This is a genomic window from Desulfosporosinus lacus DSM 15449 (assembly GCF_900129935.1).
GTDB lineage: Bacteria > Bacillota > Desulfitobacteriia > Desulfitobacteriales > Desulfitobacteriaceae > Desulfosporosinus > Desulfosporosinus lacus.
In genome coordinates, this window is sequence record NZ_FQXJ01000003.1 from 423,789 (window position 1) to 438,382 (window position 14,594).

Annotated in this window: 16 protein-coding genes; all 16 read left to right on the top strand. The window is 44.0% G+C overall.

All coding sequences use genetic code 11. The features are described 5' to 3' along the window. Positions 1-44 precede the first annotated feature (44 nt). On the top strand, positions 45-275 hold the full coding sequence (gene atpE, locus BUB11_RS02190; protein ID WP_007787575.1) for a F0F1 ATP synthase subunit C: 231 nt from the start codon (positions 45-47) through the stop codon (positions 273-275). Positions 276-385: 110 nt separating this feature from the next. Beyond that, positions 386-883, top strand: coding sequence for a F0F1 ATP synthase subunit B (gene atpF, locus BUB11_RS02195; protein ID WP_073027519.1), 498 nt, complete (start codon positions 386-388; stop codon positions 881-883). Beyond that, positions 880-1,446 (top strand): ATP synthase F1 subunit delta, encoded by a 567-nt coding sequence (gene atpH, locus BUB11_RS02200; RefSeq protein WP_073027521.1) that lies wholly within the window; start codon positions 880-882, stop codon positions 1,444-1,446. Before atpF ends, atpH begins: the two co-directional genes overlap by 4 nt. Before the next feature lie 4 nt (positions 1,447-1,450). Further along, the gene (gene atpA / locus BUB11_RS02205) at positions 1,451-2,959 is read left to right on the top strand and encodes a F0F1 ATP synthase subunit alpha (protein WP_073027523.1); all 1,509 of its coding nucleotides are present in this window, start codon (positions 1,451-1,453) and stop codon (positions 2,957-2,959) included. 24 nt (positions 2,960-2,983) lie between these two features. After that, positions 2,984-3,829 (top strand): ATP synthase F1 subunit gamma, encoded by an 846-nt coding sequence (atpG, locus tag BUB11_RS02210; RefSeq protein ID WP_073027529.1) that lies wholly within the window; start codon positions 2,984-2,986, stop codon positions 3,827-3,829. Between the two features lie 36 nt (positions 3,830-3,865). After that, positions 3,866-5,263, top strand: a complete 1,398-nt coding sequence (gene atpD, locus BUB11_RS02215; protein WP_073027531.1) for a F0F1 ATP synthase subunit beta — start codon at positions 3,866-3,868, stop codon at positions 5,261-5,263. A gap of 3 nt (positions 5,264-5,266) precedes the next feature. Beyond that, positions 5,267-5,674 carry a F0F1 ATP synthase subunit epsilon gene (locus tag BUB11_RS02220; RefSeq protein WP_073027533.1) on the top strand — a complete coding sequence of 136 codons (408 nt, stop codon included), beginning with the start codon at positions 5,267-5,269 and terminating at the stop codon, positions 5,672-5,674. 288 nt (positions 5,675-5,962) lie between these two features. After that, on the top strand, positions 5,963-6,514 hold the full coding sequence (locus BUB11_RS02225; RefSeq protein ID WP_242947421.1) for a hypothetical protein: 552 nt from the start codon (positions 5,963-5,965) through the stop codon (positions 6,512-6,514). A gap of 137 nt (positions 6,515-6,651) precedes the next feature. Next, complete coding sequence (murA, locus tag BUB11_RS02230) at positions 6,652-7,914, top strand: UDP-N-acetylglucosamine 1-carboxyvinyltransferase (RefSeq protein WP_073027535.1); 1,263 nt, start codon at positions 6,652-6,654, stop codon at positions 7,912-7,914. Between the two features lie 314 nt (positions 7,915-8,228). After that, complete coding sequence (gene spoIID, locus BUB11_RS02235) at positions 8,229-9,167, top strand: stage II sporulation protein D (protein WP_073027537.1); 939 nt, start codon at positions 8,229-8,231, stop codon at positions 9,165-9,167. A 72-nt stretch (positions 9,168-9,239) separates the two neighbouring features. After that, positions 9,240-9,950, top strand: coding sequence for a M23 family metallopeptidase (locus BUB11_RS02240; RefSeq protein ID WP_073027538.1), 711 nt, complete (start codon positions 9,240-9,242; stop codon positions 9,948-9,950). Between the two features lie 279 nt (positions 9,951-10,229). After that, on the top strand, positions 10,230-10,478 hold the full coding sequence (gene spoIIID, locus BUB11_RS02245) for a sporulation transcriptional regulator SpoIIID (protein WP_009619498.1): 249 nt from the start codon (positions 10,230-10,232) through the stop codon (positions 10,476-10,478). Positions 10,479-10,685: 207 nt separating this feature from the next. Continuing rightward, positions 10,686-11,681: a rod shape-determining protein MreB gene (gene mreB, locus BUB11_RS02250; RefSeq protein WP_073027540.1), complete on the top strand. Its 996-nt coding sequence runs from the start codon at positions 10,686-10,688 to the stop codon at positions 11,679-11,681. Between the two features lie 161 nt (positions 11,682-11,842). Next, the gene (locus BUB11_RS02255; protein ID WP_073027542.1) at positions 11,843-12,568 is read left to right on the top strand and encodes a WecB/TagA/CpsF family glycosyltransferase; all 726 of its coding nucleotides are present in this window, start codon (positions 11,843-11,845) and stop codon (positions 12,566-12,568) included. Positions 12,569-12,613: 45 nt separating this feature from the next. Then, on the top strand, positions 12,614-13,327 hold the full coding sequence (locus BUB11_RS02260; protein WP_073027544.1) for a sigma-70 family RNA polymerase sigma factor: 714 nt from the start codon (positions 12,614-12,616) through the stop codon (positions 13,325-13,327). Next, entirely contained in the window at positions 13,324-14,529 is a 1,206-nt protein-coding gene (locus tag BUB11_RS02265; protein WP_073027545.1) for an anti-sigma-I factor RsgI family protein, read from the top strand. The genes BUB11_RS02260 and BUB11_RS02265 overlap by 4 nt, the downstream gene beginning before the upstream one ends. The last annotated feature ends 65 nt before the right edge of the window (positions 14,530-14,594 follow it).

The following is a 14,594-nucleotide window of genomic DNA, read 5'->3' on the forward strand; positions in this document are numbered from 1 at the left end:
AATAATATTTTAAAATTATTGGAAACAAGAAAGGAGGAAATCCCATGGACGTGTCTGCTGCTGCTGCACTTGGTGCAGGAATTGCTGCTGGCTTGGCAGCTCTTGGGGCATCAATTGGTAATGGTAATGTTATTAGTAAAACGGTAGAGGGTATTGGTCGTCAACCGGAGGCTAAAGCTACATTACAAGCTACCATGTTTATTGGTGTCGGTTTGATCGAGGCTTTGCCACTCCTTAGCTGGGTACTAGCCCTGCTTCTCATGTTTACAAAGTAAGCTCACATGATGGGCAGAAGTTACGCCCATCTTAATTCAAGGGGGAACGAGAGTTCTCCCTTGAAAAAAATCATCCCGACGTCAATTAGACTCGAGAGGGGGGTAGACCATTGGGTGGGAATCCTATTCAATTTGACTATACTGTACCGGCTACTGTCTTATCTTTCCTGTTGCTTGTTTATTTACTAAGTAAATATGCTTGGAAACCGCTAATGAAAATGATGGAAGAACGGCGGACTAATATTGAATCCATGCTTACACAGGCAGAAAACGAACGGCAACAGGCGGAGACAATAAAACGCGAATACCAAGAGGAAATGCGTAAAGCTCGCCAGGAAGCCCAAGAAGTGATTGCAAAGGCTACTAAGGTAAGTGAAGTCCGTGCTTCTGAAATTTTAGCCGCTGCTCATGAAGAATCAGAGAAGATCAAAAAATCTGCCCTTGTAGATATTGAACGTGAACGAGATCGGGCGATCACTGAGGTCAAGGCACAGGTAGCCGATCTGTCAGTTTTAGTGGCAGAGAAAATCATTCGGCAAAAACTTGACATGACGACTCAAGGTAAACTAATAGATCAATTCATTCAAGAGGTAGGGGAAATGCAATGATAAATGGCTCACTTGCTCGTAGGTATTCCCAAGCCTTGTTTAAAATTGCGACTGAGACGGCTCTTGATCCGATTGATACCGATTTGCGTGAGCTTACAAAACTAGTAGAGGGAAACAAAGAGGTTAATAACGCCTTGTTGCATCCCCATATCTCTTCAAGTGACAAAAAGTCTATTATGGACAAAATTTTAGGAGAAGAGTTTGGGGAGACAACACGTCGGTTCCTCCACCTATTGATTGATCGAAAAAGAGAATATCTCTTGCCGGTTATTCAGCGTGAGTTTACTCGGCTGGCGGATGAAGCCCGTCAAGTCGTAGAGGCCAAGGTGGTTAGTGCCATTAGCTTGGATGACTCTCAACTTGACAATCTCAAGAAGGCCATTGGCCGGATGACTGGGAAAGATGTCCGTATTATCAGCGAAGTACGATCTGAACTCATTGGAGGAGTCCTCATTCAGGTCGGAGATCGCGTGATGGATGGGACCGTCGCCCACGCTTTGAATAGAATGCGTGAGGATTTACGAAAAACCTCAGATAAACCTCAGGAAGTAGGGGTGAAATAACAGGATGAACTTGCGTCCAGAAGAAATTAGTTCTATTATCAAACAGCAAATCGAGCGCTATGATACGGCTGTCGAAATCGTAGATGTTGGGACAGTTATCCAAGTCGGAGACGGAATTGCTCGTGTTTACGGCCTCGAAAAAGCCATGGCCGGTGAACTTTTGGAGTTTCCTGGTAACGTTTATGGTATGGCAATGAACCTAGAAGAAGACAATATCGGTTGCGTTATTCTAGGTCAATTCAAAGGTATTAAAGAGGGCGACCAAGTCAAAAGGACAGGTCGAATTGTGGAAGTTCCAGTAGGCGAGGCTTTGATCGGCCGAGTCGTTAATGCACTTGGACAACCCATCGATGGCAAAGGGGAAATTGCGTCGAATAAGTTTCGCCCGATTGAATCCCAGGCTTCAGGCGTGGTAGCTCGGAAGTCGGTTCATGAGCCTTTGCAAACTGGTCTTAAATCCATTGATGCCATGGTTCCAATCGGTCGCGGTCAGCGCGAATTGATTATTGGGGACCGTCAAACTGGTAAAACCGCGGTGGCAATTGATACGATCATCAACCAAAAAGGCCAAGATATGATTTGTATCTATGTTGCTGTTGGGCAAAAAGCATCCACTGTCGCTAGCGTGGTTAAGACGTTAGAAGATCACGATGCTATGAAGTTTACCATTGTTGTAGCAGCTACTGCTTCTGAACCTGCGCCGATGGTCTATATTGCACCCTATTCAGGTTGCGCTATGGGCGAAGAGTTCATGTACAATGGGAAGCATGTATTGATTGTTTATGATGACCTTTCTAAACAGGCCGTTGCATACAGGGAACTTTCCTTACTGCTCAAACGCCCACCGGGTCGTGAAGCATACCCTGGAGACGTTTTCTATCTGCATTCCCGTTTATTGGAGAGAGCTGCAAAGTTGTCTGATGAACTCGGCGGCGGGTCGATGACGGCACTCCCGGTGATCGAAACTCAAGCGGGAGACATGTCAGCCTATATTCCGACGAATGTGATTTCCATCACAGACGGTCAGATCTTTTTAGAAGCAGACCTCTTCAACTCTGGTTTCCGACCTGCCATTAACGTCGGTATCTCCGTCTCTCGTGTAGGGGGTTCCGCCCAAATTAAAGCGATGAAACAAGTTGCTGGACAACTTCGTTTGGATCTCGCCTCCTATCGTGAATTGGCTGCATTCTCACAGTTTGGATCTGACTTGGATAAAGTCACCCAGATGCGACTCACGCGAGGTCAGCGGACACTGGAAATTCTCAAGCAAAGTCAGTACTCAGCTATGCCCGTCGAAGAAGAAGTAGTGGTCATCTATGCAGCGGTTAAAGGATTTGTTGACGAGATTGATGTGGAAAAGATCGGGAAGTTTGAAGAGGAATACCTGCGCTTCATGCGCTCCGTGAAGGCTGACCTGTTGGGAAAAATTCGAACTGAGAAGGCGCTCTCCAAAGAAATGATCGCCGAGCTTGAAAAAGCGATTAATGAGTTTAAGCAGGGATTTTTAGCCTAGATTATAAAGGAGTAGGTGAACGAGGTGGCAGGAGCACAAGATATTCGCCGGAGGATTCGTAGCGTCCGCAATATGGAGCAGATTACAAAGGCGATGAAAATGGTTTCCGCGGCCAAACTCAGAAAAGCCCAACTAAAACTTAACGCTGCCCGCCCCTATGCCAGCCAATTGCAAGGAGTCTTGGAACGCTTAGCACAGGCTCCTGTGGATATTGTTCATCCGCTCTTGAAAGAGCGGCCAGTGCAAAAGGTGGTTTATGTGTTGATAACGTCAGATCGTGGTCTTTGCGGAGGGTACAACGCAAACCTTATTCGTAAGACCGCGGGCTTGATTGCCGAAACACCGCAAGAGGTTAAGCTGGTGACGGTAGGCCGCAAAGGTCGAGATTTCTTTCGACGCGGCAAAATAGAGTTTTTGGCTGAGTTTGTAGCACTCGGGGATGAGCCGAGTTATAATCAAGCGAAACAGATTGCTCAGGAAGTGATTCGCCTTTATGAGCAAGGGGAAGCGGACGAAGTATATCTCTTATATACCGAATTCGTCACAGCGATGACCCAAAGACCCACGCAAGTCAAATTACTTCCGATCAAACAACCGGAAGGAAAACAAGGCAAGCAGTATATATTTGAACCCTCACCCGAGGCAATCCTTACCACGCTGTTGCCGAAGTATGTTGAAACACAGATATTTCGGACGATCCTTGAAGGAAAAGCGAGTGAGCAAGGGGCTCGGATGACGGCAATGAGTTCGGCAACGGATAATGCCAAGGATATGATTGGTCGGTTGTCGCTGGCGATGAACAGAGCCCGACAGGCGGCTATAACCACGGAAATATCCGAAATCGTCTCGGGGGCAGCTGCCTTAGAATAATCTGCCATAAATACCCAAAAAGGAGGTTTCGCGCCTGTGAATATCGGCAAGGTTTTGCAAGTTTTGGGAGCGGTAGTTGACGTTGAGTTTTCGCCCGACGAACTTCCGGAAATATATAACGCCCTTGAGATTAAGGTTCCAGACCAGAATATTAACATAACTTTAGAAGTCGCTCAACATCTCGGAAATAACACGGTGCGTACTGTGGCAATGTCCTCAACCGATGGATTACAAAGAGGTACTGATGTAATTGATACGGGTGCAGCGATTACGGTCCCAGTTGGTCCAGCGACTCTCGGTCGAATGGTAAGTGTCTTGGGATTGCCTATCGATAACGGTGGAGAAGTCAAAGCTGACACTCATTATCCGATCCATCGGCCAGCTCCTGCCTTTGAAGATCAAGAACCTTCAACCCGCATTTTGGAGACTGGAATTAAGGTCATTGACTTACTTGCTCCGTATTCCAAGGGTGGAAAAATTGGACTCTTCGGCGGTGCAGGAGTTGGTAAGACAGTATTGATCATGGAACTAATCAACAATATTGCGAAACAACACGGTGGTATTTCAGTATTCGCCGGAGTTGGAGAGCGTACTCGTGAAGGAAACGACCTTTGGAACGAAATGAAAGAGTCCGGTGTTATTGACAAGACTGCTATGGTCTTCGGTCAAATGAACGAACCACCGGGAGCTCGTCTTCGTGTAGGCTTGACGGGTCTGACCATGGCGGAATATTTCCGTGATGATCAAGGTCAAGACGTACTGCTGTTTATTGATAACATTTTCCGATTCACACAAGCTGGATCTGAGGTTTCGGCCTTGCTCGGTCGGATGCCATCTGCGGTTGGATATCAACCAACCTTGGCTACTGAAATGGGTCAATTGCAAGAGCGGATTACGTCCACCCGTAAAGGATCTATCACATCTGTACAAGCAATCTATGTGCCTGCGGATGACTTGACAGACCCTGCACCAGCAACTGCGTTCGCGCATTTGGATGCAACTACCGTTCTGTCCCGTGCTATTTCCGAAATAGGAATTTACCCTGCCGTGGATCCGCTAGATTCCACGTCCCGTATTCTTTCACCTTTAGTTCTTGGAGAAGAACATTATGGTGTTGCTCGACGTATTCAGCAAATCCTCCAAAAATATAAAGAGTTGCAAGATATCATTGCTATTCTTGGTATGGATGAGCTATCTGAAGATGAGAAACTTATCGTAGCTAGAGCACGTAAGATCCAGCGTTTCCTGTCACAGCCGTTCCACGTTGCAGAAGCATTTACGGGTACGCCAGGAAAGTATGTGCCGCTAAAAGAAACTATTCGTGGCTTTAACGAAATTGCGGATGGAAAATACGATCACTTGTCTGAGGCAGCCTTCCTTATGGTTGGGCCCATAGAAGAAGTGATCGAAAAAGCCAAGACATTGGGGGAATAAGCCATGGCAGCAACATTCTCTCTACGCATTGTCTCTCCGGAAGGGAACGTACTGAAAGAAAATGTTGAGTTTGTTGTTCTTCCTGGAGGATTAGGTGAGCTAGGAATTCTACCAAACCACGCACCCTTAATTGCAGGACTGGATGTAGGAGTTATACGGTACACCCTTAATGGGAAAACTAATCAAGCTGCAATCGCAGGTGGTTTTGTCGAAGTTGTTGATAATGCGGCAGTCGTTCTCGCAGACAGTGCTGAGCTTGCTGAGCAGATTGATGTGAAACGAGCAGTAGAAGCAAAAGAACGAGCTTTGAAACGATTAGGGTCTCGTACCAACGAAATCGATTTACAACGTGCTGAGTATGCGTTGCGAAGAGCTGCGGCTCGACTTAACGCTGCTGGAGACAAAAAATAAGCTCATATAGCTAATTTCATTGTTAAAATGATGAAAGGCCCTCATTAATGGGGGCTTTTTTCTATTTTGCGCGTTGACTTAAAAATAATTGTGTAATATTTAGTGCAGGTATGTTAGCTTTCTCACTATTTGGTAAAACTAAGATTAATACCAGAAGGAGAGAAAAGAGGGTATAATATGTTCATGAGTTACGAGTCCACAAATGCCTGTCATTTCAATCGTATTAGATTAAAAATAGTTATATTAGCTTGGACATTGATGATTTGCTTTGGAGGCCAGACCCTAGCAATGACACAAAATAATGATGCCGGACAGACAGCAAAGTCAGAGGCACCCTTACTGCTAAATTCAGGAATAGCACAGGCACAATACGCAGAAGTCAGTGTTATTTTGTGGTTTGAAGATAGAGATATACCTGTCGCAATCAGAACGAGTAAACCCACACCTGAATGGATATGGACTTATAAGGAATTGCAGATGGAAAATGAAGTAATTGCAACACTGACAGGACAGCAAACACTGAATAAAAGCGAGGAAAATAGTCTTTATGCATGGTATACTACTATAGTCCCGCAAATTGAAAAGGCTGGCGGGGAAATTTATCTGGATGAGCGTATCAATCAGGCTGTAGATATCTCCGCCTATCTAAGCCAGACGAATGCAGATCCTGCTCAGTGGGTTCTCATAGATAATATGATTTCTACCGCAGCTTATCAAAAAAATATTGAGACGAGTGTTATCGCGGGTCAAGATCAAATCAATATACAACTATTAAGTCGCGGAAAAGGGAATGTAGGGCAATCTGTTCTTGCTATCCCCGCCTTGCTCAAGGAATTCTAGCTTAAAAAACAAGAAAAAAGTCGAAATTATGCAGGATATTTGATAGGTCAAAGAGAATATAAACAAGTCGAAAATAAACATATCTGGCGCCAGGCCATAACTAACATAATCCTTGGATAGGGGGGTGTCTTCAGAATTTGAGTAAGCTTACAGTTACAGGCGGTAAACCACTTGAAGGGACGATTACAGTAAGCGGTGCAAAAAATGCTGTTCTTCCAATTATTGCAGCAAGTTTGCTATGTAAAGAACCGATACGACTAGATGACGCTCCAGACTTATTAGATGTAAATGTAATGAATCGGGTAATTTCTGCGTTGGGAGCGACAGTGGAGCGTAACGGCTCAACACTGAGTATCCATGCCCGTGAGATAGATTGTATTGAGGCCCCGTACGACCTAGTCTCTCAGATGAGGGCGTCCATAGTTACAATGGGACCATTATTAGCACGAAAAGGTCACGTGCGAATTTCTCACCCAGGAGGGTGTGCAATTGGATCACGTCCAATTAACTGGCATCTAAAGGGCTTGGAAGCTTTGGGTGCCGAAGTTAGAATGGATCATGGTTTTTTAGATGTTTCGACAAAGGGTTTAAAGGGAGCCCGAATTTACTTAGATTACCCAAGCGTAGGTGCCACAGAGAATATAATGATGGCTGCATCTATGGCCCAAGGCACAACTCTTATAGAAAATGCTGCTCAAGAGCCGGAAATTGTAGATCTTGCAACCTTTTTGAATGAGATGGGTGGCAAAGTTCGTGGCGCTGGTACTAGCATTATCTATATTGAAGGGGTTCCAGAATTTCATGGTACAACTCATACTGTGATTCCTGACCGCATTGAGGCAGGAAGCTATTTGCTTTTAGCTGCAGCAACTGGGGGAGATGTCTTAGTTCAGAATGTGATTGCAGACCATTTAAAGCCATTGATCGCAAAAATGGAAGAAGCCGGAATTCACATGAAGGAAGAAGACGATGGGATTAGGATAAGTGGAGACGGCGTTTATAATGCGGTTGATATTAAAACTCAGGTCCACCCGGGTTTTCCGACGGATTTACAAGCTCCATTTATGGCATTTTTAACTCGGGCAAAGGGAACAGGATTGATTACAGAGACCGTCTTTGAAAATCGTTTTATGCATGTCGATGAGCTAAAGCGTATGGGAGCGGATATCAAGATTGAAGGTCGAAGTGCAATTATTCAAGGAATAAATCGCTTAAATGCTGCGCCTGTGACAGCAACAGATTTGCGGGCTGGAGCGGCCTTGATCTTAGCAGCACTGACATCTGAAGGGACAACAAGTATTAGGGGAATTCATCACATTGATCGAGGTTACGAAATGGTAGAGGAAAAACTATCACGATTAGGTGCCAATATTATTCGCGAGGAAGAGTCAGTTTCCTAGCATCTTACTCGATAAGTGTTCAGTATAGGTCATAGCTCCTTCGGTGACACTCATTTTTGTGGCGTTAAAGTACTCGTTGTTGCGTATCTAACGTACAGGTACAATGTGCTTTCCCTGCATAAGAACAAGAAGTAGATTATTCTGCTCTTGTTCTTTTTTTACTAGTCAGGAAGTATAACTTATCGTATGTAGTTTCCGAAAGGTCCCTTCTCGCCATCACGGCAATGAAGAGTTATTCTTTATTCAATGTCTGCCATATTCTGTATTCCTTCTGCATAGATTTAAGCAAAATGCTTGTACTGCAGGAGGGTTCAATGAAAAAAGATTGGATATGGCTCATTGCATTATCACTCTGCATTGTCTTCGTAATTCCCTGGAGTGTATTGCGCTGGCAGAAGGAGAAGGTTACTCCGGAAGATGTACAAATAAGAGTTCTGATGCCCAATAAAGAAGTTGTAAAACTACCTCTTGAAGAATATTTAGTAGGGGTAGTTTCAGCAGAAATGCCTGCGGAATTTGAACTCGAGGCATTAAAAGCTCAGGCTGTTGCATCGCGGACCTATGCAGCAAAACGCATAGGGCAAAGCAGTCTGCCAGATGTGGGATATGATGTGGACACCACGGTGTTATCACAAGCATGGCTGTCTGATACACAAATGAGAAAAAATTGGGGATTGCTTAATTACTGGCGGTATCGGACTAAAATACAAAAAGCTGTGCTTGGAACTCGAGGAATGGTCCTAGTGTTCAATGGAGAATATATCGAAGCTTTATACCACAGCAGCAGCGGAAGAAAGCCCACAGAGCGATCAGAAGAGGTATGGAGCTCATCTCGACCATATTTACAAAATGTGAATTCAGGTGAAGAAAATTTACAACGCTATATTAAGAAAACTGTATATACCACCCAAGATCTTTATAAGAAGTTGGGACTTAGAGAGTCACCGCGGTCTTTGACTGCAACAGATTTTCAAGTGTTAAGCAAGACATCGGTTGGAAGAGCCAAGACTGTTCGAGTATTAGGCAGGGTGTATCCAGCAACTCAAATCCGTACTATGTTAGGACTCTCCTCGACAGATATTGAATATGCCATTCAACCGGAACGCCTTACGATAACTGCGTATGGAAACGGGCATGCTGTAGGAATGTCACAATGGGGAGCCAATGATTTAGCCAAAAAGAGTATCAAAGCAGAAGAAATTTTAGCATACTATTATCCCGGAACAAAACTCAATACATTAGATAACATTTAGAGCATTGAAGGGTGAGGTTTATCTGTCTAAAAGCAGAAACATTCGGCAAAAATAGATTTAGAGGTGAGTCGAATGAAACGTTGGCATATAGCAAAAGACTGGGTTTTGGTCTGGGGGTTTGCCTTCATACTAGCTGGTCTGATCCTTTATATTGGGTATCTAAGTTCTGGGGCGGAAATTTCTATAGAAAAACCTCAGAAATTAACTAACGAGTCTGCTCATGCTGTATCGGCTTCTCCTGCTATAAAAACAGAAAAAAACAATGGAGCGAACGGCGTATCAGTAACCGAATCAGAACAGATGATGACGAACAGTCTTAATCAAGATCCGGAATTACAGGAAGAAATAAAGCTTGTCCTTGGAGAGAAGAATTTAGTCAATGCATCAATCGGGATAAAAGACTTTCCGAGTCCGGTCAATGGGAAGCCTATTCGAAACGTGGGTAATTACTATTCTAAGGCATTCGGAAACTATGTCTATCATGCTGGATTAGATTATGCTCTGTCAGAAGGAACAATGATTAGAGCTACACACGGAGGAACGGTTATTGAAGCAGGACCAGATCCTATCCAGGGGCAGAAAGTAACTTTAGACTGCGGAGAAGGCTGGATAATCACTTATGGAGGACTGGATAACCTTAGAGTTCAAGAAGGGGAGTTTATAGAAACTCAGGGAGCGCTAGGTCAGGTAGGATTATTTCCTGGATCTGAAGGAGAAAGTGATCAACCACAGCTTCATTACGAATTGTGGCACAACGGACAGGTCCAGAGGATAGTGCCCTAATATCAAATTAATCACAGTATTTACTAAAGTCAGGACATCCTTTTAGGGATGTCTTTTTTTATTGGGTATGCAGAATTGCGAACCAGAAGGAAGAATGATTGGAGCGAAAAGCGATAAATTAACGTTATTTTGAAGTATGGCATGGAGATAAAGTACAAGATAAGTGAGCAATAATAAACATCTCAGTATTTACCAAGTGAGGACATCCTTTTACGGATGTCTTTTTTTGTTGGGAATGCATATAAATGTACTACACTTGTGGACGAAGGAGGGCTCTGCGTGCAAGAATATATACGCAAACGGGTGCTCGATATTGGAACTTACATATTAGAATCGAGTGCTACCGTTCGACAAACGGCTGATGTCTTTGGTGTTTCTAAGTCAACAGTTCATAAAGATGTTACGGAACGCCTGCCATTAGTAAATGAAAAGTTATCCATGGAAGTAAAGCATATTCTTGAGACAAACAAAGCAGAACGGCATATTCGTGGAGGAGAGGCGACTCGAAAGAAGTACCAAGAGAACTAGATAAGGGTATTTTTAGTTGAAGAAGGGTGAACTTTAAGGTAATTTGAAAAAAAACTTGGATATCAAAAGGGATTAGCGATTTTATCGCGAATGAATTCAATAACAAGATTATAAGTAGCGAATCTCCCGAGAGGGAGATTATGCTATTTGTTTATAGTATTATCTAGATGGACAAGCTATTGCTTAACGAAAGGGGTATCTCCGATAATGTTGGGAATTGATTTTGGGATTGATTTGGGAATAGATTTAGGGACAGCGAGTGTTTTGGTTTATGCTAAAGGAAAAGGGATTGTCCTGCATGAGCCTTCTGTTATTGCGATCGACAGAAACACAAATAAACGAATTGCAGTAGGGGAAGAAGCCAGGTTAATGATTGGACGTACACCAGGAAATATTGTTGCTGTACGTCCAATGCGTGATGGAGTGATCGCAGATTATCAGACCACGGAACTCATGCTGAAATATTTCCTGGAGAAAGCAGGAGCCAAGAGATGGCCATTCTTTAAAACTCGAGTTGTCGTTTGCATTCCCTCAGGAGTTACAGAAGTGGAACAAAGGGCCGTTAAGCAAGCAGCCTACCAGGCCGGAGCTAAAGATGTAAAAGTGGTTGAAGAGCCATATGCAGCGGCGTTGGGAGCTGGGTTGGATATTTCCGGACCAACAGGCAGTATGGTAGTAGATATAGGTGGAGGAACTACGGATATCGCAGTTCTATCGCTTAATGGAATAGTGGCCAAACGAAGCCTTCGAGTCGGCGGGGATAAGTTCGATGAAGCTATTAGTCGGTATATCCGACGGGAGCATAATCTTATGATTGGAGAACGTACTGCTGAAGAAATCAAGATCGCTGTTGGTTCAGCCGTTTCAGAGGGCAGACCGTCTGCGTATATTGATGTGCGTGGACGCGATTTAATTACGGGTTTGCCTAAAACCATAAATGTAAATTCTCAAGAGTGTTTCGTTGCACTTGAGGAATCTATCGATGCAATTGTCGCGGGGGTTAAAGAAGTCTTAGAACGCACTCCCCCCGAATTATCCTCTGATATCCTCGACAAAGGAATAATTATGACGGGCGGGGGAGCTATGATGTATGGCTTTGACACCCGTCTGTCCCGTGAAACCGGCTTACCGGTTAGCTTAGCTGAGGATCCTATTTCTTGTGTGGCCTTAGGTACGGGTAAGGTATTGACAGGAAAGTATTAGTGTTTCAGAGCATAATTTTAGTGAATTAAAAACTATTAACAAACAAAATTGTCCGAGGATAGGTGGTCGATCCGAAATCAGAGTCTTTTCGGATAGGGGCTCCCTTTCCTTGGGCTTTATCATTAATTCCATTTCATTCATCCGAAAGGAATAGATTTTTCATGAGGGTCGATATTCTCGGGATCACCGTAAATACATATTCTATGCAAGAAACTGTTGAAGAGATTCGGAAGGCTGTAGAAAACAGGGTAAAGATACGTGTGGTTACAGCTAATCCGGAAATGATCTATGCATCTGGTAAAGATCAGCAAATTAGGAACCTGATTAATTCTGCAGATATAGTAACGGCAGATGGGATCGGTGTTGTTTGGGCTTCTCAGCGGCTAAGAACTCCGGTTCAGGAACGAGTGACAGGGATAGATTTAATCCAGGCTTTATTTCCGGTGGCGGATCAGAATAAATGGCGGATTTTCTTTCTAGGAGGGAAACCAGGCATAGCCCGGGAGGCAGGAATCCAAGTTGCCCAGAAATATTCCGGAATAGCTTGGGAGGATTCTCACGGCTACTTCAGCACGGAGGAAGAAACTGAAGTAATAGAAAGGATCAGAGGCTTTCGTCCGGATATTCTTCTTGTCGGACTGGGTGCTCCCCGCCAGGAATATTGGATTGCGGAGCATCGAGATTTGGCAACTGTGAGTATAGGGGTCGGCGGTAGCTTCGACGCGCTTGCGGGTAATGTTGTTCGAGCGCCAAAGCGCATTCAAGAGTTTCAATTGGAATGGCTCTATCGTTTGTGGAAAGAGCCATGGCGTTGGAAACGCCAAAGTGTATTGCCTCGTTTTGTAATGAAGGTGCTTTGGCAGAGGTTTTCTAATATGACCCCCTAATAGAGAAAATTCGTTTCGTATAAGAGATTAGGAGGAAGAAAGAAAATGCCAGAATGGGAAGAACTATGTTCTTGGCAGCGTTTGAAAGAGGACTCAGAAGCTCGAGAGGATTTCTTAGCCGAATCTCAAACGTTTATTCGTCATGTAGCTAGCCAAGCTTGTTTTCGCTCTCTGGAATGGGGTCGAGACGACGAATTATCAGAGGCGTTGATCGCTTTTAATGAAGCGATAGACCTGTTTGTTGAGGATAGAGGAGTACCTTTTTTAGCTTATGCACGGGTTTTGATGAAACGCAGGTTAATTGATTATCATCGCAGGCAACGTTTGCGGCAGTCAATTTCGCTTGATCAAGACGACATTGGACGTCGGGTGGATGTCCATCTGGGAATAGACGATTTCCGGGAGCAAGAACAGAACCGTGAGCGAGCGGAAGAGATTCGGCAATTCTCTAAAGCACTGGGAATTTTCCAGCTCACCTTTCGGGACTTGGTAGAAGTATCCCCTAAACATCGTGATTCTAGAGAGACTTTGCTTCGGGCAGCTAGAGAATTAGCCTTTGATTTAGAGCTGTGGCATCAGGTTGAATCTAAAGGGAAAGTTCCGATGCAAGCATTAGGTTTGAAAACACAGATTCATCCAAAGGTATTGGAACGGGGTCGAAAGTATATTCTGGCTGTAGCTTTACTCTTAGCGAACCAAAACGACTATGTTTATTTACGGGAGTATGTCCTTCCACGGGAAAAGGGGGCGAAGGGATGAAAAAAATAAAAGCGGTTGTTCTGGAAAAATCCGGATCTCGCTATACGGTCTTAGCTGAAAATGGTACCTTTCGCCATGTTCAGAGACGGCAAAACGTCGAAGTGGGAGAAGAGATTGAAATTCAGCTGGCTTCTCTGGAGGGTTTTGGAGGTTTACGCGCCTGGGCTGGGGTTGCGGCGCTGTTTCTTTTGGTTTTAACCACTCTCTTGGCATGGAACCTGTATCAAGCTCCAACTGCAGTAGCCTTGCTCTCGGTTGATATTAATCCAAGTATACAATTTACTATTGATGAACAAGGGAATTTGTTAAAAATAAAGACTAAAAACGAGGATGCGGAACGTCTGATTAGTAAAATTGAACTAAAGGGAGAGCCAATTGCTAAGGTTTTAGAACAAATTGTAACGGAGGCCCATAATCAAAATTTCCTTAACCCTGAGCAACCTTGGATTGTGGTAGGCTATTCTCCTCTAATCATTGACACTTCAGAGCAAGCAGATAAGAATCTTAGCGAGGATCAAATTGTCTCATGGCTTAAAAAGGATACTGAGGAAAATGGATTCACTCCGCAAGTTACCTTCTTTGCCTTAACACCTCAGGATAGGGAACTTGCGCAAAGGGAGAATCTGACATTAGGAGAGTATGCGCTTTGGCAGACCGCTGAAAAGGCAGGGGTAAACACTCAACCTGAGAAATTAAGGGATACTTTAGAACGAGTTGAGTTACTTGAGAACCCAAAAGTTCAGGCTCAGGTGAAAGCGGATAAGAAGGGGCATGAATATCCATCGGTCGAAGGTCGGATGCTTGATAAGGGCAAAGATCAAGAGTCAGAGAATAAACAACAGAACAAAGAAATTGAGGACCGGAAAAAGGACGAAAAGAGTGAACCCGAAGGTAACGATAGCGACAAAGGGGTAGGGAGCGATAGAAACAACGAGATATGGAACAATAAAGACATAAGGATAGAGAACGACAGAAAAGGGATAGAGAATGAGAAAGATAAAGGACAGCAAGGTAAGGGAGATGGGGACCATATAAGTACTAGAGGTGATAAAGCTGCGAACAAAAAGGCTAATCTGCCAAGCTTTTTAAGAATAGGGAATCCATCATCCCTTGAGTACGAATTGTTACAAACCAAGGGTGAGAATAAGCCTAAAAATGATAAACTAGACAAGGGCAGTCTTGATGGTCGCGAAAAACGGTAGTGAATAGAAGAATCAAAGGTTGAGCGTATTTGCTCAACCTTTGATTCTTCTGTCTCTTAAATTTT

Coding starts and splice junctions, on each gene's coding strand:
- atpE (WP_007787575.1), top strand. CDS start 45: ATGGACGTGTCTGCTGCTGCTGCACTTGGTGCAGGAATTGCTGCTGGC.
- atpH (WP_073027521.1), top strand. CDS start 880: ATGATAAATGGCTCACTTGCTCGTAGGTATTCCCAAGCCTTGTTTAAA.
- atpA (WP_073027523.1), top strand. CDS start 1,451: ATGAACTTGCGTCCAGAAGAAATTAGTTCTATTATCAAACAGCAAATC.
- BUB11_RS02220 (WP_073027533.1), top strand. CDS start 5,267: ATGGCAGCAACATTCTCTCTACGCATTGTCTCTCCGGAAGGGAACGTA.
- BUB11_RS02225 (WP_242947421.1), top strand. CDS start 5,963: ATGACACAAAATAATGATGCCGGACAGACAGCAAAGTCAGAGGCACCC.
- spoIID (WP_073027537.1), top strand. CDS start 8,229: ATGAAAAAAGATTGGATATGGCTCATTGCATTATCACTCTGCATTGTC.
- BUB11_RS02240 (WP_073027538.1), top strand. CDS start 9,240: ATGAAACGTTGGCATATAGCAAAAGACTGGGTTTTGGTCTGGGGGTTT.
- mreB (WP_073027540.1), top strand. CDS start 10,686: ATGTTGGGAATTGATTTTGGGATTGATTTGGGAATAGATTTAGGGACA.
- BUB11_RS02255 (WP_073027542.1), top strand. CDS start 11,843: ATGAGGGTCGATATTCTCGGGATCACCGTAAATACATATTCTATGCAA.
- BUB11_RS02260 (WP_073027544.1), top strand. CDS start 12,614: ATGCCAGAATGGGAAGAACTATGTTCTTGGCAGCGTTTGAAAGAGGAC.
- BUB11_RS02265 (WP_073027545.1), top strand. CDS start 13,324: ATGAAAAAAATAAAAGCGGTTGTTCTGGAAAAATCCGGATCTCGCTAT.